The organism is Streptomyces sp. NPDC054796, from assembly GCF_053611545.1.
In genome coordinates, this window is record NZ_JBSHAO010000012.1 from 1 (window position 1) to 24,972 (window position 24,972).

The 24,972-nt window shown below is 71.9% G+C and carries 22 protein-coding genes; all 22 read left to right on the plus strand.

Annotated elements, in window-relative coordinates; all coding sequences use genetic code 11:
- Window positions 1–187 precede the first annotated feature (187 nt).
- The 22 genes from fabG (at window position 188) to ACWGJ2_RS12700 (ending at window position 24,762) form a co-directional block, all read left to right on the plus strand.
- Window positions 188–982 (plus strand): 3-oxoacyl-ACP reductase FabG, encoded by a 795-nt coding sequence (gene fabG / locus ACWGJ2_RS12595; RefSeq protein WP_453346037.1) that lies wholly within the window; start codon window positions 188–190, stop codon window positions 980–982.
- A 57-nt stretch (window positions 983–1,039) separates the two neighbouring features.
- The gene (locus tag ACWGJ2_RS12600; protein ID WP_453346038.1) at window positions 1,040–1,984 is read left to right on the plus strand and encodes an aromatase/cyclase; all 945 of its coding nucleotides are present in this window, start codon (window positions 1,040–1,042) and stop codon (window positions 1,982–1,984) included.
- A 2-nt stretch (window positions 1,985–1,986) separates the two neighbouring features.
- A complete protein-coding gene (locus tag ACWGJ2_RS12605) occupies window positions 1,987–3,732 on the plus strand; it encodes an FAD-dependent monooxygenase (RefSeq protein ID WP_453346039.1) in 1,746 nt (581 codons plus the stop codon).
- A 19-nt stretch (window positions 3,733–3,751) separates the two neighbouring features.
- The gene (gene rfbA / locus ACWGJ2_RS12610; RefSeq protein ID WP_453346040.1) at window positions 3,752–4,648 is read left to right on the plus strand and encodes a glucose-1-phosphate thymidylyltransferase RfbA; all 897 of its coding nucleotides are present in this window, start codon (window positions 3,752–3,754) and stop codon (window positions 4,646–4,648) included.
- A 226-nt stretch (window positions 4,649–4,874) separates the two neighbouring features.
- Window positions 4,875–5,558 (plus strand): antibiotic biosynthesis monooxygenase family protein, encoded by a 684-nt coding sequence (locus ACWGJ2_RS12615; protein WP_453346041.1) that lies wholly within the window; start codon window positions 4,875–4,877, stop codon window positions 5,556–5,558.
- A 403-nt stretch (window positions 5,559–5,961) separates the two neighbouring features.
- On the plus strand, window positions 5,962–7,140 hold the full coding sequence (locus ACWGJ2_RS12620; protein WP_453346042.1) for a glycosyltransferase: 1,179 nt from the start codon (window positions 5,962–5,964) through the stop codon (window positions 7,138–7,140).
- Complete coding sequence (gene rfbB, locus ACWGJ2_RS12625) at window positions 7,137–8,165, plus strand: dTDP-glucose 4,6-dehydratase (RefSeq protein WP_453346043.1); 1,029 nt, start codon at window positions 7,137–7,139, stop codon at window positions 8,163–8,165. Before ACWGJ2_RS12620 ends, rfbB begins: the two co-directional genes overlap by 4 nt.
- A gap of 126 nt (window positions 8,166–8,291) precedes the next feature.
- Complete coding sequence (locus ACWGJ2_RS12630) at window positions 8,292–9,794, plus strand: FAD-dependent monooxygenase (protein ID WP_453346044.1); 1,503 nt, start codon at window positions 8,292–8,294, stop codon at window positions 9,792–9,794.
- A gap of 161 nt (window positions 9,795–9,955) precedes the next feature.
- Window positions 9,956–11,077: a DegT/DnrJ/EryC1/StrS family aminotransferase gene (locus tag ACWGJ2_RS12635; protein ID WP_453346045.1), complete on the plus strand. Its 1,122-nt coding sequence runs from the start codon at window positions 9,956–9,958 to the stop codon at window positions 11,075–11,077.
- 123 nt (window positions 11,078–11,200) lie between these two features.
- Window positions 11,201–11,938, plus strand: a complete 738-nt coding sequence (locus ACWGJ2_RS12640; RefSeq protein WP_453346046.1) for a class I SAM-dependent methyltransferase — start codon at window positions 11,201–11,203, stop codon at window positions 11,936–11,938.
- 5 nt (window positions 11,939–11,943) lie between these two features.
- Window positions 11,944–12,546, plus strand: a complete 603-nt coding sequence (locus ACWGJ2_RS12645) for a dTDP-4-dehydrorhamnose 3,5-epimerase family protein (protein ID WP_453346047.1) — start codon at window positions 11,944–11,946, stop codon at window positions 12,544–12,546.
- A complete protein-coding gene (locus tag ACWGJ2_RS12650) occupies window positions 12,543–13,538 on the plus strand; it encodes an NAD-dependent epimerase/dehydratase family protein (protein WP_453346048.1) in 996 nt (331 codons plus the stop codon). Before ACWGJ2_RS12645 ends, ACWGJ2_RS12650 begins: the two co-directional genes overlap by 4 nt.
- On the plus strand, window positions 13,535–14,992 hold the full coding sequence (locus tag ACWGJ2_RS12655) for an NDP-hexose 2,3-dehydratase family protein (protein WP_453346049.1): 1,458 nt from the start codon (window positions 13,535–13,537) through the stop codon (window positions 14,990–14,992). The genes ACWGJ2_RS12650 and ACWGJ2_RS12655 overlap by 4 nt, the downstream gene beginning before the upstream one ends.
- Window positions 14,993–15,172: 180 nt before the next feature.
- Window positions 15,173–16,087 carry an alpha/beta hydrolase gene (locus ACWGJ2_RS12660; protein WP_453346050.1) on the plus strand — a complete coding sequence of 305 codons (915 nt, stop codon included), beginning with the start codon at window positions 15,173–15,175 and terminating at the stop codon, window positions 16,085–16,087.
- 188 nt (window positions 16,088–16,275) lie between these two features.
- Entirely contained in the window at window positions 16,276–17,619 is a 1,344-nt protein-coding gene (locus tag ACWGJ2_RS12665) for an MFS transporter (protein ID WP_453346051.1), read from the plus strand.
- Window positions 17,561–19,168, plus strand: a complete 1,608-nt coding sequence (locus ACWGJ2_RS12670) for an acyl-CoA carboxylase subunit beta (RefSeq protein ID WP_453346052.1) — start codon at window positions 17,561–17,563, stop codon at window positions 19,166–19,168. The genes ACWGJ2_RS12665 and ACWGJ2_RS12670 overlap by 59 nt, the downstream gene beginning before the upstream one ends.
- A gap of 56 nt (window positions 19,169–19,224) precedes the next feature.
- Window positions 19,225–19,494 carry an acyl-CoA carboxylase epsilon subunit gene (locus ACWGJ2_RS12675; RefSeq protein WP_453346053.1) on the plus strand — a complete coding sequence of 90 codons (270 nt, stop codon included), beginning with the start codon at window positions 19,225–19,227 and terminating at the stop codon, window positions 19,492–19,494.
- Window positions 19,495–19,575: 81 nt separating this feature from the next.
- Window positions 19,576–21,177 carry an MFS transporter gene (locus ACWGJ2_RS12680; RefSeq protein WP_453346054.1) on the plus strand — a complete coding sequence of 534 codons (1,602 nt, stop codon included), beginning with the start codon at window positions 19,576–19,578 and terminating at the stop codon, window positions 21,175–21,177.
- An 85-nt stretch (window positions 21,178–21,262) separates the two neighbouring features.
- Window positions 21,263–22,024, plus strand: a complete 762-nt coding sequence (locus ACWGJ2_RS12685; protein WP_453346055.1) for an SDR family NAD(P)-dependent oxidoreductase — start codon at window positions 21,263–21,265, stop codon at window positions 22,022–22,024.
- Between the two features lie 157 nt (window positions 22,025–22,181).
- Window positions 22,182–23,033 (plus strand): 4'-phosphopantetheinyl transferase family protein, encoded by an 852-nt coding sequence (locus ACWGJ2_RS12690; RefSeq protein WP_453346056.1) that lies wholly within the window; start codon window positions 22,182–22,184, stop codon window positions 23,031–23,033.
- Complete coding sequence (locus ACWGJ2_RS12695; RefSeq protein ID WP_453346057.1) at window positions 23,030–23,557, plus strand: nuclear transport factor 2 family protein; 528 nt, start codon at window positions 23,030–23,032, stop codon at window positions 23,555–23,557. Before ACWGJ2_RS12690 ends, ACWGJ2_RS12695 begins: the two co-directional genes overlap by 4 nt.
- Window positions 23,558–23,844: 287 nt before the next feature.
- Complete coding sequence (locus ACWGJ2_RS12700) at window positions 23,845–24,762, plus strand: LLM class flavin-dependent oxidoreductase (RefSeq protein WP_453346058.1); 918 nt, start codon at window positions 23,845–23,847, stop codon at window positions 24,760–24,762.
- Window positions 24,763–24,972 lie beyond the last annotated feature (210 nt).

Below are 24,972 nucleotides of genomic sequence, written 5' to 3' on the forward strand. Positions count from 1 at the left end.
CCCACTTCGCGGCGTTCAACGCGGACCGGCCGGGGGCGGCGCCCGCCGCTGCCGGGGGGGGGCCGGGGGGGCCCCCGCCCCCCCCGGCGGCCCCCCACCCCCCCCGCACCCTCGCACCCCCGCGCATCGCACCATCACGCACCCGCACACCCCCACCGTCACCACCCCGTACGAAAGAGGAGCACACATGCCGCAGCAGACGCAGCAGGAGAAGCCGACCGCGCTCATCACCGGTGCCACCAGCGGGATCGGGCTCGCCACGGCCCGCCTCCTGGCCGAGCAGAACCACCGCGTCTTCATCGGCGCGCGCACGGCGGAGAGCGTGACCTCCACCGTCAAGCAGCTCCGCGAGGAGGGCTTCGAGGCCGAGGGCGCAGCCGTGGATGTGCGCTCCGACGAGGACGTGAAGGACTTCGTACGGGCCGCCGTCGACACCTTCGGCACCATCGACGTGCTCGTCAACAACGCCGGACGCAGCGGCGGCGGTGTCACCGCCGACATCGCCGACGAGCTGTGGCACGACGTCATCGACACCAACCTCAACAGCGTCTTCCGGCTCAGCCGCGAGGTGCTGAACGCGGGCGGCATGCGCCACAAGAGCCGCGGGCGCATCATCAACATCGCCTCCACGGCGGGCAAGCAGGGTGTCGTCCTCGGCGCGCCCTACTCCGCCTCCAAGCACGGCGTCGTCGGCTTCACCAAGGCGCTCGGCAACGAGCTGGCCCCGACCGGCATCACCGTCAACGCGGTGTGCCCCGGCTACGTCGAGACGCCCATGGCGCAGCGCGTCCGGCAGGGCTACGCGGCGGCCTACGACAGCACCGAGGACGCCATCCTGGAGAAGTTCCAGGCCAAGATCCCCCTCGGCCGCTACTCCACCCCGGAGGAGGTCGCGGGCCTCGTCGGCTACCTCGCCTCCGACAGCGCCGCCTCCATCACCTCGCAGGCCCTCAACGTCTGCGGCGGCCTCGGCAACTTCTGACCCGCCCTCACCCCGCCCGCCCACCGTCCCCAGCCCCGGAACCCAAGGAGACAGAGCATGTCGCAGCAGGAAACGCGCGAGGTGGAGCACGAGATCACGGTCGAGGCACCGGCGGCAGCCGTCTACCGGCTGATCGCCGAGGTGCACAACTGGCCGCGGATCTTCCCGCCGACCATCTACGTCGACCACCTGGAGCGCGGCGAGCGCGAGGAGCGCATCCGCATCTGGGCGACGGCCAACGGCGAGCCGAAGAACTGGACGTCGCGCCGCACCCTCGACCCCGAGGGCCTGCGCATCGGATTCCGTCAGGAGGTGTCCACACCGCCGGTGGCCGCCATGGGTGGTGCCTGGATCATCGAGCCGCTCTCGGAGAACGCGTCGCGGATCAGGCTGCTGCACGACTACCGCGCGGTGGACGACGATCCCGCCGGCCTGAAGTGGATCGACGAGGCCGTCGACCGCAACTCACGCTCCGAGCTGGCGGCGCTGAAGACGAACGTCGAACTCGCGCACGCCTCCGAGGACTTGACCTTCTCCTTCGAGGACAGCGTGGAGGTGGACGGCTCGGCCAAGGACGTCTACGACTTCGTCAACGAGGCCGACCAGTGGGCCGAGCGGCTGCCGCACGTGGCGACCGTACGGCTGGAGGAGGAGACCCCCGGGCTCCAGACGCTGGAGATGGACACCCGCGCCAAGGACGGCTCCACCCACACCACGAAGTCGTACCGCGTGTGCTTCCCGCACCAGAAGATCGCCTACAAGCAGGTCACCCTGCCCGCGCTGATGACCCTGCACACCGGCTACTGGACCTTCACCGAGACCGACGACGGTGTGACCGCGTCCTCGCAGCACACCGTCGTCCTCAACACGGACAACATCGCGAAGATCCTCGGGCCCGAGGCCACCGTCGCCGACGCGCGCGAGTACGTGCACACCGCGCTCAGCAACAACAGCCGCGCCACGCTGGGCCACGCCAAGGACTACGCGGAGAAGAAGCGCTGACCATGGCACCCGAAACCGCCACACCGCCGGGCACGCAGCCGGACGCACAGCCGGGCACCCAGCCGGGCACGGAGCCGGGCACGTGGGACACCCAGGTGCTTGTCGTCGGCGCGGGCCCCGTCGGGCTGATGCTCGCCGGGGAACTGCGTCTCGGCGGCGCCGACGTGGTCGTACTGGAACAGCGCGCGGCACCCGTGGAGGAGTCCCGCGCCTCCACGCTGCACGCCCGCACCATGGAGATCCTCGACAGCCGGGGACTGCTGGCGCGCTTCGGCGACCTCCCGAACGAGCCTCGGGGCCACTTCGGCGGCATCCCCATGGACCTGACGCTGCCCGGCCCGTACCCCGGCCAGTGGAAGGTGCCCCAGCCCACCACCGAGCGGCTGCTCCAGGACTGGGCGCTCTCCCTGGGCGCCGACGTGCGCCGGGGCCACACCCTGCGCGGGCTCACCGACAACGGCGACCACGTGGTGGCCGACGTGGAGGGCCCCGAGGGGCCGCTGCGGTTGCGTGCCGCGTATCTCGTGGGGTGCGACGGGGAGCGCGGTGACGTGCGGCGGCTGGCCGGTATCGGGCTGCGCGGCACCGAGGCGGGGCGCGAGCTGGTGCGGGCCGACGTGGCGGACATCGACATCCGCGACCGCCGGTTCGAGCGGCTGGAGCACGGGCTCGCCATCGCCTCGCGCGGTCCGGGCGGCCTCACCCGGGTGATGGCGCACGCCTACGGGCGCCCGCCGCGCGACCGCGGCGGCAAGGCACCCGACTTCACCGAGGTGGCCGAGGTGTGGCACACCGTCACAGGCGAGGACATCTCGCACGGCACCCCGGTGTGGTCGAACGCCTTCGGCGATGTGTGCCTCCAGGCCACCGACTACCGCAGGGGCCGCGTCCTGCTGGCGGGCGACGCCGCGCACCAGCAGTTGCCCGCCGGCGGACAGGCCCTCAACCTCGGCCTCCAGGACGCCGTCAACCTGGGCTGGAAGCTGGCCAGGACCGTGCTCGGCACCGCGCCCGGCACCCTGCTCGACACGTACCACACCGAACGGCACACCGCCGGAGCGCGCATCCTGGCGAACATCCAGACCCAGGCGCTGCTGCTGCTCGGCGGCCGGGAGGCCGACGGGCCGCGCGCCGTCATGACGGAACTGATCGCCTACGAGCCCGCCGTGCGCCGCAGGCTGGCCGGGATGGTGTCCGGACTCGGTGTCGCCTACGGCACGGGCGAGGACGGGCATCCGCTGCTCGGTGTGCCGCTGCCCCATCTGAACGTGGTGGCCGACGGTGCGCACACCACCAGCGCCGCGCTGCTGCGCGAGGGGCGCCCCGTGCTGCTCTCGCTGGGCGGTGCCGCCGAGCGCGGCGGCTCCGCGCGCCTGGCGGCGGCGGTCGCGCCCTGGGCGGGGCGGGTCAGCCATGTCAGGGCCGCGCTGGCGCCCGTGTCCGGGCCCGCCTCGCCGGACGCGTCCGGGGCCGGGGCCGGCTCCGGGTTCGCCTCCGGAGCCGCCGCCCCCGTGTCCGCGTCCGACAGCGCGTGCCCCGGCTACCCCGAGCCGCGCATCGACAGCGGCGAGGCCGTGCTCCTGCGCCCGGACGGCCACGTCGCCTGGGCCGGGACCGGCGAGGAGACCGGTGCGCTGACGGAGGCGCTGAGGTACTGGTTCGGCCCGCCCGGCGCGGGCCAACCCGACTCCGGCCCGCCCAACTCGCCCCAGGACGGCGCGCGTTCCGCCGCCGCCCCACCCTCGTGACGTCCCACTGGAGAGAGCTGTGAAGGGAATCATCCTCGCCGGAGGCCACGGCACCCGGCTGCATCCGATCACTCTCGGCATCTCGAAGCAGTTGCTGTCCGTGCACGACAAACCGATGATCTACTATCCGCTCTCGACGCTGATGCTCGCGGGTGTCACCGACATCCAGATCATCTCCTCGCGCGAGGACCTGGGCGGCTTCCGCAGACTGCTGGGCGACGGCTCCGACCTCGGGCTGACCCTCAGCTACGCGGAGCAGGACAAGCCCCGTGGCCTCGCGGACGCGTTCCGGATCTCCGCCGACCACGTCGGCGACGACTCGGCCGCGCTGATCCTCGGCGACAACCTCTTCCACGGCCCCGGCTTCAGCAGCGTCCTCCAGGAGAGCGCCCGCGACGTGGACGGGTGTGTGCTGTTCGGCTACCCGGTGAGCGATCCGGAGCGCTATGGGGTGGGGGAGACGGACGGGCGGGGCAACCTGCTCTCCCTGGCGGAGAAGCCGGCGCAGCCGCGCTCCAACCTGGCCATCACCGGGCTCTACTTCTACGACAACGACGTGATCCAGCTCGCCCGCGACCTCCAGCCGGGGCCGCGCGGCGAGCTGGAGATCACCGACATCAACCGCATCTACCTGGAGCGCGGCAAGGCCCGGCTCGTCGAACTGGGCCGTGGCTTCGTGTGGCTGGACACCGGCACGCACGACGCGCTGACGGAGGCGGGCCAGTATGTGCAGATCCTGGAGCACCGGCAGGGTGTGCGCATTGCCTGCATCGAGGAGATCGCCTGGCGGATGGGGTACATCGACCGGGACGCGTGCTACCGGCTCGGCAGCAGGCTCTCCAAGTCGCCCTACGGCCAGTACGTGATGGAGGTCGCCGCGGGCGCCCGCGACCTGGAGGGCGCGGCCCGCCCCTGAGCCGACGGCCCGCGAACGCGTCATTCCCGTCGCCCTGCGATAACTTGACGAAGGTCTGACACGGGCCGCCTTGAATCCGGAAGCCGCGCCGAAGATTCTCATGGGAGCCGCGTTCCCGGTGACGGAAAACGGAACGCCGGCACAGGGCGCACTCCGTGCGCGCCGCATGCTGTTCACGTATCCACCGAAGGGGATCCGTCGGTACGGGTCCCGGAATGGAAGCAACGTGCCCTTCCTCTCGACCGACGACGGATATCTGCGGGTCTTCAACATCTTCGACGCCGACAGCCAGGAGAAGCAGGACGGGCTGCTGGCGGCGATGAAGGACATCATCGACAACGCCGATTATCCGGGGTGGGTCTCCTCCACCGCGCACCGCGGAATGGACCGGTTCGGCGTCGCCAACATCGTCCAGTGGGAGTCCCGCGAGCAACTGGAGGCCCGCTACGCCGGTGAGGCGTTCCAGCACCGCACGGTGCCCGAGTTCAACGCGCTCGCCACCCGGGTGCAGTTGCTCCAGGCCGAGGTCGTCTTCTCGCAGGTCCACCCCAAGACGCCGTCCCCGGTGGAGGTCTCACCCGAGCGGGACGACTACACCGTGCTGATCGTCCTGGAGTCGGAGCCGGAGAACCAGAAGGACCTGGTCGACACCATGGCGCAGCCCGACGAGTGGCTGCTCGACGTGCCCGGATACCGCTCGCACACCATCATGCGCGGCATCAACGGCTCCTTCCTGGTCAACTACGCGCAGTGGGACAGCAAGGAGCTGTACGACGCGTTCCACACGCTGCCCGAGGAGGAGCGCCCCGACTACGTGCGCCGCACGCGCACCCGCGCCAGGTCCCTGGCCACCTCGCGCTGGGCCAACACGTTCCGGGTGGCGCACAGCCGCACGGCCGGCGAGGGTTAGACGACCGGCGACAGCTAGGGGGTGTCGCCGAAGTCCCGTCCGGGCCCGGCGCCTGGGGGGAGGGGGGAGGGGAGAGGAGGAAACTCGCTTTCCTTCTTTCTCCCTTCCCCCTTCTCCTCCTTTTCTTCTTTCTCCCGCAGGAAATTGACAAAGGTCTGACCCGGGAACGCTTGAGTTCGCCCCGCCTGGCGACAACCCTGGTATTCGGCTTCCCGCGGCAGGGCCGAGCCCGCCGCGAACCCTCCTTCCGCACCGGAATTCCGTACGCCTCACGCATGCGCCAAAGCCTCCGGACGGCAGGAAAGCGGAACCACCGGAACGGTGGGAAGAGACACGAAGAAAAACAGAGAGACACGCAAAGAGCCGCAGCCGCACGACGAATCAAGACGAGGGTCAGTCCAGAATGCGCTATCTGTTCACCACCATCCCCGGCACCTCGCACATGCTGCCCCTGGTCCCGCTCGCCCACGCCGCGCTCGCCGCAGGCCACGAGGTGCTCGTGGCGAGCAGCGGGCCCGCACTGCGCGTCGCCGCCTCGGCCGGGCTGCACGCCGTGCCCACGGACGACGGCCGCTCGGCCGGCCCGTACGAGGAGCTGGGGCGTGTCATGGGCGGCACCAGCAAGGGCAAGGACCTTCCCGACTCGGAACTCGTCACCTACTTCGGCTCCGTGTTCGCGCGGATCGGCGAACTGATGCTGGACGGGCTCGTCGAGGCGGCGGCCGACTGGCGCGCCGACGCCGTCGTCTACCCGCCACCGCACCCCGCCGGGCTGCTCGCCGCACGGGCCGCGGGCGTCCCCGCCGTGCTGCACAACCTCGGCATCCGGCGCCCCACCTTCGGCCCTGCGGTGGCCGCCATGGCCGAGGCGGCCGAGCGGCGCGGCATCGAGGGCGCGCGGGAAGCGGACATCCAGGTGGACCTGAGCGCGCCGTCCCTGGAGAACTTCGTCCAGGGGCCCGTACAGCACAACACCGTCCCGCACACCGTCGCCATGAACTACAGCCCCTACAACGGTGGCGGCGAACTGCCCCTCGCGCTGCTGCGGCGCGGCAGCCGCCCCCGCGTCGCCGTGACCCTCGGCTCGCTGCCCGCCACCTACGGCGAGGGCACCCAGTTGCGGGACGTGGTGCTGGGCACGGCGGAACTCGGCGTCGATCTGGTCGTGGCCACCGGGGGCGCCGAACTGCCCGCGCTGCCCGACCCGTTGCCCCCGCACGTCACGCTCGTGGACTGGGTGCCGCTGCGCGCGCTGCTCGGGAGCTGCGACGCGCTCGTCCACCACGGCGGCCTGGGCACCATGTACGCCGCCTTCCACGCGGGTGTGCCCCAGCTCGCCGTCCCCGCGCCAGGCACCGACGCGGGACCCAACGCCGCGGTGCCCGTCGCACGCGGCGCCGGGCTGCGCCTGGACCTCGCCGAGGTGACGGCGGACGCGGTCGCCGAGCGTGTCGGAAAGCTGCTGGACGAGCCCGAGTACCGGAAGGCGAGTGAGGAAGTGGCCGTGGAGATGCGGGAGATGCCCACGCCGGGCGGCGCGGTGGACGCGCTGACGCGACTGTGCGGCGAGGTGTCGGCATGAGGGTCCTGGTCACCGGAGGCGCGGGTTTCATCGGCTCCCACTACACGCGCTCCCTGCTGGCGGGCGCCTACGCGGGCTCGGAGCACGCGGACGTCACCGTCCTCGACAAACTCACCTACGCGGGCAACACCGCCAGCCTCCCCATGGACCACGACCGCCTCACCTTTGTGCGCGGCGACGTCTGCGACCTGCCGCTGCTCCTGGAGGTGCTGCCGGGACACGACGCGGTGGTCCACTTCGCCGCCGAGTCGCACGTGGACCGCTCGGTGGACTCGGGCGCCGACTTCGTCCGTACGAACGCGCTCGGCACCCAGACCCTGCTGGAGGCCGCGCTGCGCACCGGGGTGGAGCGCCTGGTGCACGTGTCCACGGACGAGGTGTACGGCTCCATCGAGGAGGGTGCCTGGACCGAGGAGTGGCCGCTGCTGCCCAACTCCCCGTACGCCGCGTCGAAGGCGTCGTCCGACCTCATCGCGCGCTCGTACTGGCGCACCCACGGCCTCGATGTGTCGATCACACGGTGCTCCAACAACTACGGCCCCTACCAGCACCCCGAGAAGCTCATCCCGCGCTTCGTGACCAACCTGCTGGAGGGCACCCCCGTGCCGGTCTACGGGCGCGGGCTCAACATGCGCGAGTGGCTGCACGTCGACGACCACTGCCGCGCCCTCCACCTGGTGCTCACCAAGGGGCGCGCGGGCGAGGTCTACAACGTGGGCAGCGGCAACGAGATGCCCAACATCGAGCTGGTCGGGCAACTGCTGGAACTGTGCGGTGCCGACACCTCGATGATCCGCTACGTGACCGACCGCAAGGGCCACGACCTGCGCTACTCCCTCGACGACCGCAAGATCCGCGAGGAGCTTGGCTACGCGCCCCGCACCCCCTTCGAGGAGGGGCTGCGCACGACCGTCGAGTGGTACCGCGACAACCCCGGCTGGTGGAAGCCGTCCAAGCATCCCGAGACACGCGAGGCACCCGAGGTGCCGGAGGTGCCGGAGGCACGTCCCGCGCCCGCCGTCTGACGGAGCGGGCTCCGCGGCACACCACGGCGCGCACAGCGGACATGGCCGGGACCGAACCGAACCGAACCGGACCGGCCATGGACCGACCGAGACATGGACGAGGGACAAGGGACGAGGGAGAGAGTGATGGACGCGGATGTCGTCATCGTCGGCGCGGGCCCGGCCGGGCTGATGCTCGCCGGTGAACTCCGGCTGGGCGGGGCACGGGTCGTCGTCGCCGAGAAGCTGGCGCACCCCACGGGGCAGTCGCGCGGACTGGGCTTCACCGCGCGCGCCATGGAGACGTTCGACCAGCGCGGGCTGCTGCCGCGCTTCGGCGCCCTGGAGACCAGCCCGATGGGCCACTTCGGTGGGGTCCAGTTCGACTACACGGTGCTGGAGGGCGCCCACTTCGGCGCACGTGGCATCCCGCAGTCGAAGACCGAGGCCGTCCTGGAGGACTGGGCCACGGAACTGGGCGCCGACATCCGGCGCGGCTGGGAGTTCAGATCGCTGACGGATCACGGCGACCGGGTGGAGGTCACCGCGCTCGCCGACGGCAGCGAGCAGCGGCTGACGGCCGCCTACGTGGTCGGCTGCGACGGCGGCCAGAGCGCCGTGCGCAAGGCGGCCGGCATCGGCTTCTCCGGCACACCCGCCACCCGCGACATGTACCTCGCCGACATCGAGGGCATCGACCTGGCCCCCCGCTTCCTCGGCGAGCGGATGCCCGCGGGCATGGTCATGGCGGCGCCGCTCGGCGGTGGCACCCACCGCATCATCGTCTGCCCGCACGACACCGCACCCCGAGAGCGTGGCGAGGCCATCGCCTTCGCCGAGGTCGCCGACGCCTGGCGGCGCATCACCGGGGAGGACATCAGCGGCGCCACCGCCACCTGGGTCAGTTCCTTCACCGACGCCACCCGGCAGGCCACCGCGTACCGCGCGGGCCGCGTGCTGCTCGCCGGTGACGCCGCGCACATCCACCTACCCGCGGGGGGACAGGGCCTCAGTTTCGGCGTCCAGGACTCCGCCAACCTCGGCTGGAAGCTGGCCGCCGAGATCGCGGGCTGGGCACCCGCCAGGCTGCTCGACACCTACCACGGCGAGCGCCACCCGGCAGGGCAGCGGCTGCTGGCCAACACCCGCGTCCAGGGCATGTCCTTCCTCGGCGGCGAGGAGGCCGACCCGCTGCGCGAGCTGCTCACCGAACTGCTCGCCTACGACGACGTCAAGCGCCACCTCGCGGGCCGCGTCAGCCACGTCGACGTGCGCTACGAGGTCGGCCCCGGCGACCACCCGCTGCTCGGTCGGCGTCTGCCACCGCGCACCCTGCGCACCCCGGCGGGCGCGGTCACCACGGCCGAGCTGCTGCACGCGGGCCAGGGCGTGCTGCTCGACCTCGCGGGGCGCCCGGCGCTGACGGAGGCCGTCGCGGGGTGGAAGGACCGGGTCACCGCCGTCTCCGCCGAGCCGGAGCCCGGGGCCGGTGCCGGTCCCCTCGCGGACACGGCGGCCCTGCTCGTACGCCCCGACGGCTACGTCGTCTGGGCCGAGCGCGGCACCCGCCGCGAGACGGGCGAGGGCACCGGCGAGCTGACGGACGCGCTGCGGCGCTGGTTCGGCTCGCCCGGCACGTACGGGGCCTGACCACGCCCGTACGGACGAGGCCCGTACCGACGAGGCCCGACGAGCGCCGACGAGCACCGTCAAGGCCCGACCAGCACCGTCGAGGACCGACGAGCACCGTCGAGGACCGACGAGCACCGACGAGGTGCGACACCACCGATGCGTACCAGGAGACACAGCGAATGACGACTCGTGTATGGGACTACCTGCCGGAGTACGAGCAGGAGAAGAGCGAGATCCTCGGCGCCGTCGAGAAGGTCTTCGGCTCGGGACAGCTCGTGCTCGGCGAGAGCGTGAGCGGCTTCGAGGACGAGTTCGCGGGCTACCACGGCGTGCCGTACTGCACCGGCGTGGACAACGGCACCAACGCGCTCAAGCTGGGCCTGGAGGCCCTGGACATCGGTCCGGGCGACGAGGTCATCACCGTGTCCAACACGGCGGCGCCCACCGTGGTCGCCATCGCGGGGACCGGGGCAACCCCCGTCTTCGTGGACGTCCGCGAGGACGACTTCCTGATGGACACCGAGCAGGTCGAGGCCGCCATCACCCCGCGCACCAAGGCGCTGCTGCCCGTCCACCTCTACGGCCAGTGCGTCGACATGGCACCGCTGGAGCGGATCGCCGCCGAGCACGGGCTGAAGATCCTGGAGGACTGCGCCCAGTCGCACGGCGCCGTCCACCACGGCAGGAAGGCCGGGACGATGGGGGACGCCGCGGCGTTCTCCTTCTACCCCACCAAGGTGCTGGGCGCCTACGGCGACGGCGGCGCGGTCATCACCGCCGATGAGACCACGCACGGCAACATGCGGCAGCTCCGCTACTACGGCATGGAGAAGGTGTACTACGTGGTCCGCTCGCCGGGCCACAACTCCCGCCTGGACGAGGTGCAGGCCGAGATCCTGCGCGGCAAGCTCACCCGGCTCGACGCCTACATCGAGGGCCGCAACCGGGTGGCCCGCCGCTACGAGGAACAGCTCGGGGACCTCACCGGGCCCGGCGGGCTGCTGCTGCCCGCCACCAACCCGGGCAACACCCACGTCTACTACGTGTACGTGGTGCGCCACCCCCGTCGCGACGAGATCATCGAGGCGCTGAAGGAGTACGGCATCTCGCTGAACATCAGCTACCCGTGGCCCGTGCACACCATGAGCGGCTTCGCCCACCTCGGCTACCCCGAGGGCTCGCTGCCCGTCACCGAGAAGCTGGCCAAGGAGATCTTCTCGCTCCCCATGTACCCCTCCCTGCCCGAGGACGTGCAGGACAAGACCGTCAGCGCCCTGCGCGAGGTGCTGGCGGCCCTGTGAGGCGGCACCTCCCAGGACGGCAGGACCGCGGCAACGGCAGGAACGGCAGCACTGGCAGAACCGGCAGGACGGCAGGAACGACAGGGCCGCGCAGGCCACCACAGCCCGAGAGAAGGCGGCAGCATGCCGGAAGACATCGGTATCTACGACCTCGGTGATCTCTACGACGCCATCTACAGCGGACGCGGCAAGGACTACGGCGGCGAGGCGGCCGTCGTCGCCCGCCACGTGCGCACGGCCAAGCCCGACGCGACGACACTGCTCGACGTCGGCTCCGGCACGGGCGGCCATCTCGCCTACTTCGCCAAGGAGTTCGCCCACGCCGAGGGCATCGACCTCGCGGAGGGCATGCTGGAGGTGTCCCGCAGGAACCTGCCCGACATCCCCGTACGCCAGGGCGACATGCGTTCCTTCCGGCTGGAGCGCCGCTTCGACGCGGTCGTCTCCCTCTTCAGCGCCGTCGGCAATCTGACGGACACCGCCGAACTCGACGAGACGCTGGACACCTTCGCGAAGCACCTGGTGCCCGGCGGTGTCGTGGTCGTCGAACCCTGGTGGTTCCCCGAGAACTTCCTCCCCGACTACGTGGGCGGCAGCGTCCAGACCGTGGACGGCAGGACCGTGGCCCGTGTCTCGCACACCGTCCGCCAGGACGAGGGACACAGCCGCATGGAGGTCCACTACACCGTCGGCGACCCCGCCGACGGCATCCAGCACTTCTCCGACGTGCACGTCATGGCCCTGTTCACCCGCGAGGAGTACGAGGCCGCCTTCACCCGCGCCGGCTGCTCGGTGCACTACGTGGCGGGCGAGTACGAGGGCAACGGACTGTTCGTCGGCGTGAAGAACGGGAGCGAGTGAACACCATGGAGACACGCGAGCTGAAGATCGAGGGCGCGTTCGCGTTCACACCGCCCGTCTTCAAGGACCGCAGGGGCCTCTTCTCGTCCCCCTACCAGGGCCACGCCTTCGAGGCGGCGCTCGGCAAGCCGCTCTTCCCTGTGCGGCAGGTCAGCCACAACCTCTCGGCGCCCGGTGTGCTGCGCGGCATCCACTACAGCGCCACCCCGCCGGGCACAGCGAAGTACGTCTACTGCCCCAAGGGCCGGGTCCAGGACTTCCTGATCGACCTGCGGGTCGGCTCGCCGACGTTCGGCACCTGGGAGACGGCCGAGCTGGACGAGGACAACTGTGGCGCCTTCTACGTGCCCGTCGGCGTCGGCCACGCCTTCATGGCGATGGAGGAGGGCTCGATGGTCACCTATCTGCTCTCCGGCGAGTACGTCGCGAAGAACGAACTGGCCGTCGACCCGCTCGACCCGGCCATCGGCCTGGCGGTGCCCACCGGGTTCGAACCCCTCCAGTCCGAGCGCGACCTGGCCGCACCCACCCTCGCCGAGGCGGAGAAGCAGGGGCTGCTGCCCGCGTACGAGGACTGCAAGGAAGCGGAGGCCCGGCTGTGGCCGTGAACCCCCCACGTGTCGTGCTGCTCGGCGCGACCGGATTCGTCGGCTCGGCCGTGCTGCGCGAACTGGCCAGGATGCCGGTGCGGCTGCGGGCCGTGGCACGCGGCGCTGCCCAGGTGCCGGGCGACGCGCGCGCCGACATCGAGGTGCGCACCCTGGACCTGACCGAGCCCGGTGCGATGGCCTCCGTCGTCGCCGACGCGGACGTCGTCGTCCACACCGTCGCCTACATCGCGGGCTCCGCCACCTGGCGGGTCAGCGACGGGGACACGGCAGCCGAACGTGTCAACGTCGGCCTCGTGCGGGACCTCGTCGAGGCGCTGCGCGCCGCGCGACGCGACGGGCCGCCGCCTGGTGTGCTGTTCACGGGCGCCGCTTCGCAGGTCGGGCCGCTGGAGAAGGAGGTGCTCGACGGCAGCGAGGAGGACCGTCCGGCGGGCGAGTACGACCGGCAGAAGCTGGCCGCCGAACGCGTGCTCCTCGACGCCAACAAGGAAGGTGTCCTGCGCGGTGCCTCCCTGCGGCTGCCCACCGTCTTCGGCTACGGGCCCCGCTCCACGGCCAGGGACAAGGGCGTGGTCTCCACGATGGTCCGCAAGGCGCTGGCCGGAGAGCCCATCACCATGTGGCACGACGGCACCGTGCGCAGGGACCTGCTCTACGTGGAGGACGTGGCCCGCGCCGTGGCGGCGGCCGTCGGACACACCGGTGAACTCGCGGGCCGCCACTGGCTGTTGGGCACGGGCGAGGGCAGCCCGCTGGGCGATGTCTTCCGCACCGTCGCGGCGCTCGCCGCCGAGGCGACGGACAAGGAGCCGGTGCCCGTCGTCTCCGTCGAGCCGCCGGGGCACGCCGAGGCGGGCGACTTCCGCAGCGTCACCATCGACTCCTCCGCGTTCCGCGCCGTCACCGGCTGGGCACCCGCCACGCCGCTGGAGGACGCGCTGCGCGCCACCGTCGCCTTCGTGGCCGACGGCGAGGGGGGCCTCACATGACCCCGGCCGCCCCCGTCACCACTGCCGCTTCCACAGCCGACGCCACCGCGACACCCGCCCGGCTGCGCCCCCGCACCGACCGCTCGCTCCCTGAGCGGCTCGCACTCTCGGCGGCCAGGAAGGACAGCGGCCACGCCATGCGCACGGCCGACTTCCCCGCCTGGCTCGAAGCGCGCGCACGCGCCCACCGCTTCGCGGTGCGGCGGGCACCGCTCGACAGGCTGGACGGCTGGTCGTTCGCACCGGAGACGGGCGACCTGGTGCACCGCACCGGCCGGTTCTTCAGCGTCACCGGGCTGTCGGTCACCGTGGACGAGGGCCCGTACCGCCAGTGGCAGCAGCCGATCATCCAGCAGCCCGAGTCCGGCATCCTGGGCATGCTGGCCAAGGAGTTCGACGGGGTGCTCCACTTCCTGATGCAGGCGAAGATGGAGCCGGGCAACCGCAACCTGCTCCAGCTCTCGCCCACGGTTCAGGCCACCCGCAGCAACTACTCCAAGGTCCACCAGGGCGCGGGTGTCACCTACCTGGAGCACTTCAGCGGCCCTGCCAGGGGACGTGTGCACACCGACGTCCTCCAGTCGGAGCACGGCTCCTGGTTCTACCGCAAGGCCAACCGCAACATGCTCGTGGAGGCCGTCGGCGACGTCGACGAACACGAGGACTTCTGCTGGCTGACCCTCGGTCAGATCGGCGAGCTGCTGAAGCTGGACAACACCGTCAACATGGACGCCCGCACCGTCATCGCCTGCTTCCCCCTCGACGGCCCGGCGAGCGGCACCACGCGCGACGCGCTGCACACCGACGCGGAGTTGCAGTCCTGGTTCACCATGGAGCGCGCCCGGCACGACGTCGAGATCGAACGCGTCCCCCTGTCGCGGGTCAGCGGCTGGGAGCGCGGCGAGAGCGCCATCGCCAGGCCCGACGGGCGCTACTTCCGCGTCGTCGGCGTCGACGTGGAGGCGGCCAGCCGCGAGGTGAAGGGCTGGTCGCAGCCCCTGTTCGAGCCGACGGGCACAGGCGTGGCCGCCTTCCTGTACCGCAGCCTGGGCGGCGTGCCGCACCTGCTGGCCTCGGCCAGGGTGGAGGCGGGCTTCCTGGAGAAGACCGAGATCGGCCCCACCGTCCAGGCCACCGAGAGCAACTGGGCACACCTCCGGGGCGCCGACCGGCCGCGCTTCCTCGACACCGTGCTCGGCGCGGCAGCCGGACGCATCCGCTACGAAGCACTGCACTCGGAGGAGGGCGGCAGGTTCCTCAACGCCGAGAGCCGCTACCTCTTCGTCGAGGCCGACGAGTCCGAGGCACCCACCGAGGCACCACCGGGCTTCTGCTGGGTCACCCCGGAGCAGCTCAACGCGCTGACCGCGCACGGACACTACGTCAATGTGCAGGCCAGATCGCTGCTGTCCTGCCTCACCTCCGGCGCCGTGCGCCTCACGTCCGCCGCGTAACGCGCGACGGCGGCACTGGTGTCCGCGTCCACGGGACCCCTGACGGAACCGTGGCGCGGCACGTGCCGGGCCTAGGGGGTGTTGCCCGGCGCGTACGGCGCGGCGGGGCCGCACGGCCCGCCGCGCCACCCACGCAACCTGATGGCCCCTGACGGTGTGTCCCACCCACAGAGGAGCAGCATGACGACGACCGCGTGGAGAGCCGCCAGAACCGCCGTCTCTCCCGGAGTCCGCCCGATCTCCCTCGACGCGGGCGGCATCACCCTCTCAGCGCTGCTGAGCGAGCCCACCGACGTGCCGCCGCGCGCCACGGTCGTCGCCCTGCACGGCGGCGGCATGACGGCGGGCTACTTCGACGGGCAGGCACACCCCGGCGTCTCGCTGCTGACGCTGGGAGCGCGCCTGGGCTTCACCGTGCTCGCCGTCGACCGGCCCGGCTACGGCGCTTCGGCGGGCACCCTGCCCGAGGGGCAGACCCTCGCCGAACAGTCCGCCACCCTGCACGCGGCCCTGGACACCTTCGCCGCCGAGCGGCACACAGGCGCGGGCGTCCTGCTCCTCGCGCACTCCTACGGCGGCAAGCTGGCCCTGACGGCAGCGGCCGACGACACCCGCCGGCGGCTGCTCGGCCTCGACATCTCCGGCTGCGGCCACCGCTACGCCGTCGAAGCCGGGCAACTGCCCACGGCCGAGGGACACGGGAGCCGGAGCCGCAACTGGGGTGTGCTGCGCCTCTATCCGCCCGACACCTTCCGGGCCAGCGCCGATGTGGTCGCCCCGATGCCCGCGCGCGAGCGCGCGGAGGCGGCGCGCTGGGCACACCTCTTCGAGGACGTGGCCCCGCGTATGCGGGTGCCGTTGCGGCTGACGTTCGCCGAGCACGAGTCGTGGTGGCTCCACGACGAGGACACCGTCGACGATCTGAAGCGGCGGCTGAGCGGTTCGCCGCGTGTGCTCGTCGAGCGGCTGCCCGGCGCGGGCCACAACATCAGCCTCGGCTGGGCCGCCCGCACCTACCACCTGCGGGCCCTCGCGTTCCTGGAGGAGTGCCTCGCCGCGCGTGAGGTGGCGGGAGCGGCGGGAGCGGTGCGCTGACCGGGCCCCGCCGTCCGCGCCACCCGGGCCCGGACGGCCCCAGCGACGACGCGAGGTGCCGTGACCACGTGACGTGCCGTGACCACGTGACGTGCCGCGACCACGCGAGGCACCGTGACCACCGCACACGTGGTGACCGCGCGTCCCGGAGCGGCCGTTCCCACGAGACCCGAGGCTGACGACGACCGATGTCCAAGCGCCCCGGACTCCTCGGAAGCACCTTCCGCTCCCTCTCCGTACGCAACTTCCGGCTCTTCGCCTCCGGCCAGATCCTCTCCGTCGCGGGCACCTGGATGATGGTCGTGGCCCAGGACTGGCTGGTGCTCTCCCTGAGCGGGGACTCAGGGACGGCCCTCGGCACGGTGACCGCGCTTCAGTTCACCCCGATGCTGCTGCTGACCCTGTACGGGGGCAGGCTGGCGGACCGGTACGACAAGCGGCTGCTGCTGACGGTGGCCAACCTCGTCTCCGGCGTGCTGGCCCTGCTGCTCGCGGCCCTCGCGCTGAGCGGCACGGCCCAGTTGTGGCACGTCTACCTCTTCGCGCTCGGCCTGGGCACCGTCAACGCCTTCGAGGTACCGGCGCGGATATCGTTCGTGCGCGAGCTGGTCGGCCCCGAACTGCTGCCCAACGCCTCGGCCTTGAGCGCCGCCTACTTCAACACGGCGCGCGTGGTGGGACCCGCCGTCGCCGGTCTGGTCATCAGCGCGGCGGGCACGGGCCCCGTCATGCTGCTCAACGCCGCCAGCTACCTCGCCACGGTGGTGGGACTGCGCATGATGCGGCCCTCCGAGCTGCGCGACCGCGTGGTGGGTGCGGGCCCCGCCAAGGTCGCCGACGGGCTGCGCTATCTCGCCTCGCGGGCCGACCTGGGGCTGATGCTGGCGCTGGTCGGGGTCGTCAGCCTGTTCGGCTTCAACTTCCACCTCACGCTGCCGCTCGCCGCCAAGTCCGTGTTCGGCGCCGACGCCTCCGCCTTCGGCCTGCTGACCACCGCACTCGCCGCGGGCTCGCTGCTCGCTGCGCTGGTCACCACCGCGCGACGGGAGCGGCCAGCGGCCCGCACGGTGCTCGTCGCGGCGCTCGCCTTCGGCGCGCTGGAGGCGGCGGCGGGCTGGGCACCCACCTTCCCGGCCGCGCTGGTGCTGCTCTTCCTCACCGGCTACGCGATGACGTACTTCGCGCAGGCCGCCAACCACCGCATCCAGCTCGGCAGCGACCCGCGCTTCACCGGGCGCGTCATGGCGCTCTACACCCTGATCCTCCAGGGGTCCTCGCCGCTCGGCGCCCTGTTCGTCGGCTGGCTCGCCGAGCACCACAGCGTCCGCGCCGGGCTCTACCTGGGCGGCCTCGCCTCACTGGCCGCCGCGCTCGCCGCGCTGGCCGCCGAACGGCTCAGGGCGCGCGGGGCACGCGCGACCTCCCCGTACGACGGCGGCACCGACCGCCTCCCACAAGGAAAGAGCGAAGAACATGCCGACCACGACCACGACCACGAACACGAATACGACGTCTCCGGGCCCCGCCGATGACACCGTCCACGGCCGCCTCGACGAACTCCACGCGCTCAAGGACCAGGCCCGCCTGGGCCCGAGCGAGCGGGCGACCGAGGCGCAGCACGCCAAGGGCAAGCTCACCGCCCACGAACGCATCGAACTCCTCCTGGACAAGGGCAGCTTCACGGAGGTGGAGCAGCTGCGGCGGCACCGTGCGACCGGGTTCGGGCTGGAGTCGAAGAAGCCTTACACGGATGGTGTGATCACCGGGTGGGGCACGGTGCACGGGCGGACGGTGTTCGTCTACGCGCACGACTTCCGTATCTTCGGCGGTGCGCTGGGTGAGGCGCATGCGACGAAGATCCACAAGATCATGGACATGGCGATCGCGGCGGGTGCGCCGCTGGTGTCGCTGAACGACGGTGCGGGTGCGCGTATCCAGGAGGGTGTGGCGGCGCTCGCGGGGTACGGGGGCATTTTCCAGCGCAACACGAGGGCGTCGGGTGTGATCCCGCAGATCTCGGTGATGCTGGGCCCGTGTGCGGGCGGCGCCGCCTACAGTCCCGCGCTGACGGACTTCGTCTTCATGGTCCGCGACATCTCCCAGATGTTCATCACGGGTCCTGATGTGGTGCAGGCGGTCACGGGTGCGGAGGTGACGCAGAACGGGCTCGGCGGTGCCGATGTGCACGCCGGGACCTCGGGCGTCTCCCACTTCGCCTACGACGACGAGGAGACGTGCCTCGCCGAGGTGCGCTACCTCCTTTCGCTCCTGCCGCAGAACAACCGCGAACTGCCGCCCACCGTCCACAGCGAGGACCCGGCCGACCGCCGCTCGGACGCGCTGCTGGACCTGGTTCCCGCCGACGGCAACCGCTCGTACGACATCCACGCCGTCATCGAGGAGATCGTGGACGACGGCGACTACATGGAGGTGCACGCGGCCTGGGCCCCCAACATCGTCTGCGCGCTCGCCTCGATCGACGGCCATGTGGTGGGCATCGTCGCCAACCAGCCCGCCGCCATGGCGGGGGTGCTGGACATCGAGGCGTCCGAGAAGGGCGCGCGCTTCGTCCAGATGTGTGATGCCTTCAACATCCCCCTCGTCACGCTGATCGACGTGCCGGGCTTCCTGCCGGGCGTCGACCAGGAGCACGACGGCATCATCCGGCGCGGCGCGAAGCTGCTCTACGCCTACTGCAACGCCACCGTGCCCCGCATCTCGGTGGTCCTGCGCAAGGCGTACGGCGGCGCCTACATCGTCATGGACTCGCGTTCCATCGGCGCCGACATCGCGCTGGCCTGGCCGACCAACGAGATCGCGGTGATGGGCGCGGACGGCGCTGCCAGCGTGGTCTTCCGCAGGGAGATCGCCGCGGCCGAGGATCCCGAGGCGATGCGTCAGCAGAAGATCGAGGAGTACCGGCGGGAGCTGGTGCACCCGTACTACGCGGCCGAGCGCGGCCTCGTCGACGACGTCATCGACCCCCGCGACACCCGCTCCGTGCTCGCCCGTTCGCTGGCGATGCTCAGCTCCAAGGACGCGGACCTGCCGCGCCGCAAGCACGGCAACCCGCCCCAGTGACACCACGACACCCACCATCGGCCCGCCGAGGCCGCCCGACACCTATGGAGAACCCCATGGACACGGACAAGGACCTGGACATGAACAGGGACCTGCGCACGGACAGGGACGAGACCTTCGGGAGCCATGTGCTCAGGGTCGAGCGCGGCCACGCCGAGCCCGAGGAACTGGCCGTCCTCACCGTCCTGTTGCTCGCCCGTACGGCGGCGGGCGCGAGCTGCGCGGATGCCTCGGCGGCGTCGGTGCGGCGCCCCGTGGCCGCCTGGCGCAGGCCCGAGCGCGCGACGGGTTTCGACGGCCCGCGTACCTGGCGCCGTGCCGCCTGAAGCGGCGCCGGGGAGGGGTCGTCCGAGCAAAAGAACAACGATCGCTTTACACGTTGCCTTACATGTTTTACTGTAAATCCTATGAGCGGACAGTTGGTCGAGGAGTCGGAAACGGCGTCGGGGGCTTCGGCGCCCGACGCGGGGGAGTCCGGGTCGCGCACGGGGGCAGGCCAGGTGCTGACGCTCGCTTCGGTGCTGCTGGGCTTCCTGGTGGTGCCCATGGCCATGTCGGGGACGAGCGTCGCCCTGCCGCGCATCGCGAAGGACCTCGACGCGGGCAGCGGGGCCCTCCAGTGGGTCGTCACCGGCTACTTCCTGGCGGCGTCCTGCCTGACCCTCGTCGCGGGTTCGCTCGGCGACATCTTCGGCAGGCGGCGCGTCTTCCGGCTGGGCGCCATCGTCTACGTCGGCTGCACCTTCGCCGCCGCCGGGGTGACGGACATCCTGCTGCTGGATGTGGCGCGTGCGCTCTCCGGAGTGGGCTCGGCCTGTGTGCTGGCGGGCGGCGGCGCCGTCCTGGGCAGCACGTTCTCGGGCGCGGCCCGCACCCGTGCCTTCGCCGCCGTCGGCACGACGGTGGGCGTGGGCCTCGCGTTCGGGCCCACGGTGGCGGGGTGGCTGGTCAGCGCGTTCGGCTGGCGCGAGATGTTCCTCGTCTTCGCCGGCATCGGTGTGCTCGTGCTGCTGGGTACCGCGTTCATGCGGGAGTCCAGGGCGGACGTGCGGCCGAAGGTGGACGTGTACGGCACCATCGCCTTCGTCATCGGCATGGTCGCCCTGATGTACGGCATCAACCAGGCGGCGGAGGCGGGCTGGGGCAGCGTGAGCGTGCTGGGGTTCCTCGCCGTGGGACTGGTGGTGCTGGCCGTCTTCCTCCAGGTGGAGCGGCGCAGCGAATTCCCGGTGCTGGACCTGGAACTCGTGCGCAACCGGCCGTTCCTGGGCTGGCTGCTGGCGGCCCTCACCATGTCCATCGGCACCGTGGGTGTGCTGGTCTATCTGCCCACCTACCTCCAGGGTGCGGGCGGCCTCACCGCGGGCGAGTCCGGGATGATCATGCTGGCCATGACCGTGCCGGTGCTCACCGTCCCTCCGATCGCGGGCAAGCTCGTCAACATGGGCATCGCCCCGCGCACGCTCATCGTGACGGCCATGCTCCTGATGGCCGGGGGCAACGCCTGGCTGACGGTGCTGCAACCCGGTTCGGGGATCGGCGAGCTGATCGGCCCCCTGGTGCTGCTCGGCGCGGGCAACGGCATGGCCACCGCACTGGTGGACCCGCAGGCGATGAACCTCGTCGGCGCCGACCGGGTGGGCATGGCCTCCGGGCTGCTGAACACGGTGCGCGGAGGGGCCAACACGCTGGCCCTCGCCCTCTTCGGCGCCTCGCTGGTCAGCCTCATCCAGACCAAGGTGGGCGAGCGGGCGCTCGCGGGCCGGGTCGCCGCCGGAGACCTCTCCGGCGGGCCGCGGGCCGACCTCGCCGCGCACTACACCTACGCGTGGCACATCGTCCTCTGGGCGGTCGCCGCGGCGTGTGTCCTCGCCGCGCTGACCGTGCATCAGCTGGTGCGCAGGCGCGGCAGGCACCGGCGCACGGGCGCCGCGCCCTACGGCAGGCACCGCAGGGGCGGAGTGCCGGGCGGGGCCGCACAGGGACACACCGGCGCGGCGGCCCGATGACACACCGGGCCGCCACCTCTCCGCTCCAGGCAGCGGAGAACGACACGTGAGACACCGACCGAAGGCAACGGCAGGAGTACGGCACATGGGCAGGCTTACGGGTAAGACGGCGCTGGTCACCGGGTCGAGCAGAGGCATCGGGCGGGCTGTCGCCGTGCGGCTGGCGGAGCAGGGCGCGCTGGTCGCCGTGCACTACACGAGCAATGAGGAGGCCGCCCGCGAGACCGTCACCACCATCGAGAAGGACGGCGGCAGCGCGTTCGCCGTCCGCGCCGAACTGGGTGTGCCCGGTGATGTGGACGAGCTGTTCGGCGGGCTGGAGCAGGGCCTGCGCGAGCGCACCGGGACGAGCGGACTGAGCATCCTCGTCAACAACGCGGCGGTGAAGGTGGCGGGCCCCGTCGAGGACGCCACCCCCGAGGACTTCGACCGCCTCTACGCGGTCAACGTCAAGGCGCCGTTCTTTCTCATCCAGCGCGCGCTGCCGCATCTGAGCGAGGGTGGACGCGTCATCAACATCTCCTCGGGGCTGACCCGCCTGGGCGATCCCTCCTCCGTCACGTACGCCATGACGAAGGGCGCGCTGGAGCAGTTGGCGCCGCACCTCGCGAAGCTCCTCGGGCCGCGCGGCATCACCATCAACACGGTGCTGCCCGGCGCCACCCGCACAGGCGCCGCGTTCTGGGACGAGCCCGCGCTGGTGGCGGAGATCACCGAGATGTCGGCCCTCAAGAGGGTCGGTGAAGCCGGGGATGTCGCCGATGTGGTGACGTTCCTCGCCTCCGACGAAGCGCGCTGGATCACCGGCTCGTCCGTCGACGCCACCGGTGGATCACTGGTGGCCTGAAGCCGCCGGCGGCACCCCCGACGCCGGCTGGTCCGGCCGCGGGCGGGACCCCCGACCCGTCCGCGGCCGTCGAACCCCATGTGACGCGTAGTCACAGACACAGGCACAGACACACGGAGCGCCCGCGCGGCGGGCGGGAGAGGACGAGGGAGGGGCCATGGACGACGCACCCGACGGCACCTGGCAGCCGGAGCTGTGGCTGCTGCGGCTGCCCGACGGGCCGCCGCGGGCCCCGCTCGACGTGCCCCCGCTCGACGTGCCCCCGCTCGACGTGACCGTGCTGGACGAGACCGAGCGCGCGCGGGGTGCCGCCTTCGCCGCGCCCCGTGACGCGCGCCGCTACCTCGCCGCACACGTGCTGCTGCGCCACCTCCTCGCGGCCCGCCTAGGCGTCACCCCGCGCGAGGTGCCCCTGGAGCGGGCCGCGTGCCCCAACTGCGGTCGTGGGCACGGGCGTCCGCGTGTCGCGGCGGCGGGCGCGCCGCACTTCTCGCTCTCCCACAGCGGCGGCCTGGTCCTGGTGGCCGTGGCCGACAAGACCGTGGGCGCCGACGTCCAGCGGGCACCGGCGCCCGCCACGGCCGACGCCTGCGCCGGGCGCCTCCACCCCGACGAGCGCGCCGAGCTGGCCCGTACGCCCCATGAGCGGCGCGGCGAGCACTTCGCGCGGATCTGGGCGCGCAAGGAGGCGTATCTCAAGGGGCTCGGCACCGGCCTGTGCCGCCCTCCGCGGCTCGACTACCTCGGCGCCGACACCTCCCGCCTGCCGCGCGGCTGGGCGGTACGGGACATACCCCTGCCGCCCTCGGTGCCCGGCTACGCGGCGGCTGTCGCGCTCGGCGGCACCCATGTGCCGCTCGCACCGCCGCACGTGCGCCATGTGCCGTACGCGGCACTCGCGGACCCCGGAAGGGCACAGGCCACGCTTGCGGCCGCCCCGCACCCCGTCGTCGCGCGCCCCACCACCTCGCACCCGCCCACCCCGTACACGGACAGGACACCCATATGACCGCTCTCCCCGACGAGATCTCCTTCCCCGGCGAGGTTGCCCTGCGCGACGAGGTCTCGATCCTGCGCGACGAGGTCCGGGCGCTGCGCGACCGCGCCGACGTGGCCGCGCTGTGCGACCGCTACGTCCTCCACACGGACCGCGACCGTGGCGGGACCGACTGGCTGGACGACGTGTTCACCGAGGACGCCGTCCTGACGTTCCCCTTCGGCGAGTTCGCAGGGCGCGACGGCCTCGAGCGCTTCCAGAAGATGACCGGAGCCACCTTCGAGCGCACCCACCACCTCAGCGCGAACTACGCCGTCGAGCTGGACGCCGACGGCGACACCGCGCGGGTGCGGGGCCATCTGATGGCGGTGCACGTGCGTCGGCGCGAGGAGCCGGGCACGCACTACAGCATCGGCGGCCACTACGAGGCCGGAGCCGTGCGCACGAAGGACGGCTGGCGGCTGCGCACCTTCTCCTTCGACCTGACGTGGAACGCGGGCGAGGGGCCGGGAAAGTCCGCCGATGCCGCATCCTGACGCGACGTCATATCGTCACGGAACCAGGGGAGTTGGTGCCTCCGCGTGACCCGTACGCGGCTGTGCGCTGCGGGTCTGACCGTCCTCTGACATTGCTGCAACACGTCTGTTGGTATCTGACCAAAACCTGAAACAACGTCCCTTGATCGGTGCAACGCGCGGGACAAGGCTGTGGCCCTGCGGTGGGTCGTCCCGCCCGCCTCCGTGCGGGGAGGCGGGCGGGCCTCCGGCGGGCCGGTTCGCCGGTCCGTACGCGCGCAGCACCAGCTCACCAAAGAGAGGTACGCATGTCGGCACCTGAACGGAAGATCATGTTCGGCTTCGGGCCGTGGGAGACCGGTGTCGGTGACGTGTCCGGCCTGCTGCGCCACGCGGCCCAGGCCGACCGCGACGGGCTCGACCTGTTCACGATCTCCGACCACCCCTACGCGGGTGGCAAGCTCGACGCGTACGCCATCCTCGGCGTCGTGCTCGGCAGCACCTCGTCGCTGACGGGCGCCGTGAACGTCACCAACCTGCCCAGCCGCCCCGCACCCCTGCTCTCGCGCACCGTCACTTCGCTCTCCGCGCTCTCCGGCGGCCGGGTGGCGCTCGGCCTCGGCGCGGGCGGCTCCTGGGACGACATCGTCCGCATGGGCGTGACCCGGCTCTCGCCGGGCGCCGCCGTGCGGGCGCTGGAAGAAGCCATCGTCCTCATCAGGAAGCTGTCCGGAGGCGGCGGCCCCGTCACGTTCGAGGGCGAGTTCTACCAGGTGTACGACGCGCCTCCGGCCCCCGTGCCCGCGCCGCCCGTCTGGACGGGTTCCGTAGGGCCGAAGTCCCTCGCCGTCACCGGCAGGGTCGCCGACGGCTGGTTCCCCGGGCACGCGTCGGACTGGCGGAGCACGCTCTACCGCGAGTCGCGCCCGCGCGTCGAGGAGGCCGCAGCCTCGGCGGGCCGCGATCCCTCGGAGATCTCCACCATCTTCAACCTCCCCGGGCAGATCACCGACCGCCCCCTTGACGCCACCCGCGACGCCGACGGGAGCTGGATCGGCGGCTCCGTCGACCAGTGGGTGGAGGAACTGACGTCCGCCGTGGTCGAGCACGGCGCGGACGGCTTCGTGTACTTCGACTTCGCCGACCCGGCACCCACCGAGGTCTCCCTCGGCCGCTGGGCCCGCGAGATCGTCCCGGCGGTCCGCGAGGCGGTCGCCAAGCACTGACGGCGCGCCGTACGGCACCGGCACCGGCCACCGGGGGACGCCCCCGGGGAAGGACCGGGCCGGTACCGCACGGCCGCCCGCACCACCGGCGCCAAGAGGCACGGCGCGCCCCCGCCCTACGACGGACCACGGGGGTCGCCGTCCGCACCACCGGAGCCGGGACCGACGGCGCAACCCAGCACCGCGAGCAACCCAGCACCGCGACACCTC

Excerpts from the sequence above, each read along its gene's own strand:
- ACWGJ2_RS12640 (WP_453346046.1), top strand. The coding sequence starts at position 11,201 with ATGCCGGAAGACATCGGTATCTACGACCTCGGTGATCTCTACGACGCC.
- ACWGJ2_RS12695 (WP_453346057.1), top strand. The coding sequence starts at position 23,030 with ATGACCGCTCTCCCCGACGAGATCTCCTTCCCCGGCGAGGTTGCCCTG.
- ACWGJ2_RS12690 (WP_453346056.1), top strand. The coding sequence starts at position 22,182 with ATGGACGACGCACCCGACGGCACCTGGCAGCCGGAGCTGTGGCTGCTG.
- ACWGJ2_RS12635 (WP_453346045.1), top strand. The coding sequence starts at position 9,956 with ATGACGACTCGTGTATGGGACTACCTGCCGGAGTACGAGCAGGAGAAG.
- ACWGJ2_RS12660 (WP_453346050.1), top strand. The coding sequence starts at position 15,173 with ATGACGACGACCGCGTGGAGAGCCGCCAGAACCGCCGTCTCTCCCGGA.
- ACWGJ2_RS12685 (WP_453346055.1), top strand. The coding sequence starts at position 21,263 with ATGGGCAGGCTTACGGGTAAGACGGCGCTGGTCACCGGGTCGAGCAGA.
- ACWGJ2_RS12665 (WP_453346051.1), top strand. The coding sequence starts at position 16,276 with ATGTCCAAGCGCCCCGGACTCCTCGGAAGCACCTTCCGCTCCCTCTCC.
- ACWGJ2_RS12620 (WP_453346042.1), top strand. The coding sequence starts at position 5,962 with ATGCGCTATCTGTTCACCACCATCCCCGGCACCTCGCACATGCTGCCC.
- rfbB (WP_453346043.1), top strand. The coding sequence starts at position 7,137 with ATGAGGGTCCTGGTCACCGGAGGCGCGGGTTTCATCGGCTCCCACTAC.
- ACWGJ2_RS12645 (WP_453346047.1), top strand. The coding sequence starts at position 11,944 with ATGGAGACACGCGAGCTGAAGATCGAGGGCGCGTTCGCGTTCACACCG.
- ACWGJ2_RS12680 (WP_453346054.1), top strand. The coding sequence starts at position 19,576 with ATGAGCGGACAGTTGGTCGAGGAGTCGGAAACGGCGTCGGGGGCTTCG.
- ACWGJ2_RS12630 (WP_453346044.1), top strand. The coding sequence starts at position 8,292 with ATGGACGCGGATGTCGTCATCGTCGGCGCGGGCCCGGCCGGGCTGATG.
- ACWGJ2_RS12655 (WP_453346049.1), top strand. The coding sequence starts at position 13,535 with ATGACCCCGGCCGCCCCCGTCACCACTGCCGCTTCCACAGCCGACGCC.
- ACWGJ2_RS12670 (WP_453346052.1), top strand. The coding sequence starts at position 17,561 with ATGCCGACCACGACCACGACCACGAACACGAATACGACGTCTCCGGGC.
- ACWGJ2_RS12700 (WP_453346058.1), top strand. The coding sequence starts at position 23,845 with ATGTCGGCACCTGAACGGAAGATCATGTTCGGCTTCGGGCCGTGGGAG.
- ACWGJ2_RS12675 (WP_453346053.1), top strand. The coding sequence starts at position 19,225 with ATGGACACGGACAAGGACCTGGACATGAACAGGGACCTGCGCACGGAC.
- ACWGJ2_RS12600 (WP_453346038.1), top strand. The coding sequence starts at position 1,040 with ATGTCGCAGCAGGAAACGCGCGAGGTGGAGCACGAGATCACGGTCGAG.
- ACWGJ2_RS12605 (WP_453346039.1), top strand. The coding sequence starts at position 1,987 with ATGGCACCCGAAACCGCCACACCGCCGGGCACGCAGCCGGACGCACAG.
- fabG (WP_453346037.1), top strand. The coding sequence starts at position 188 with ATGCCGCAGCAGACGCAGCAGGAGAAGCCGACCGCGCTCATCACCGGT.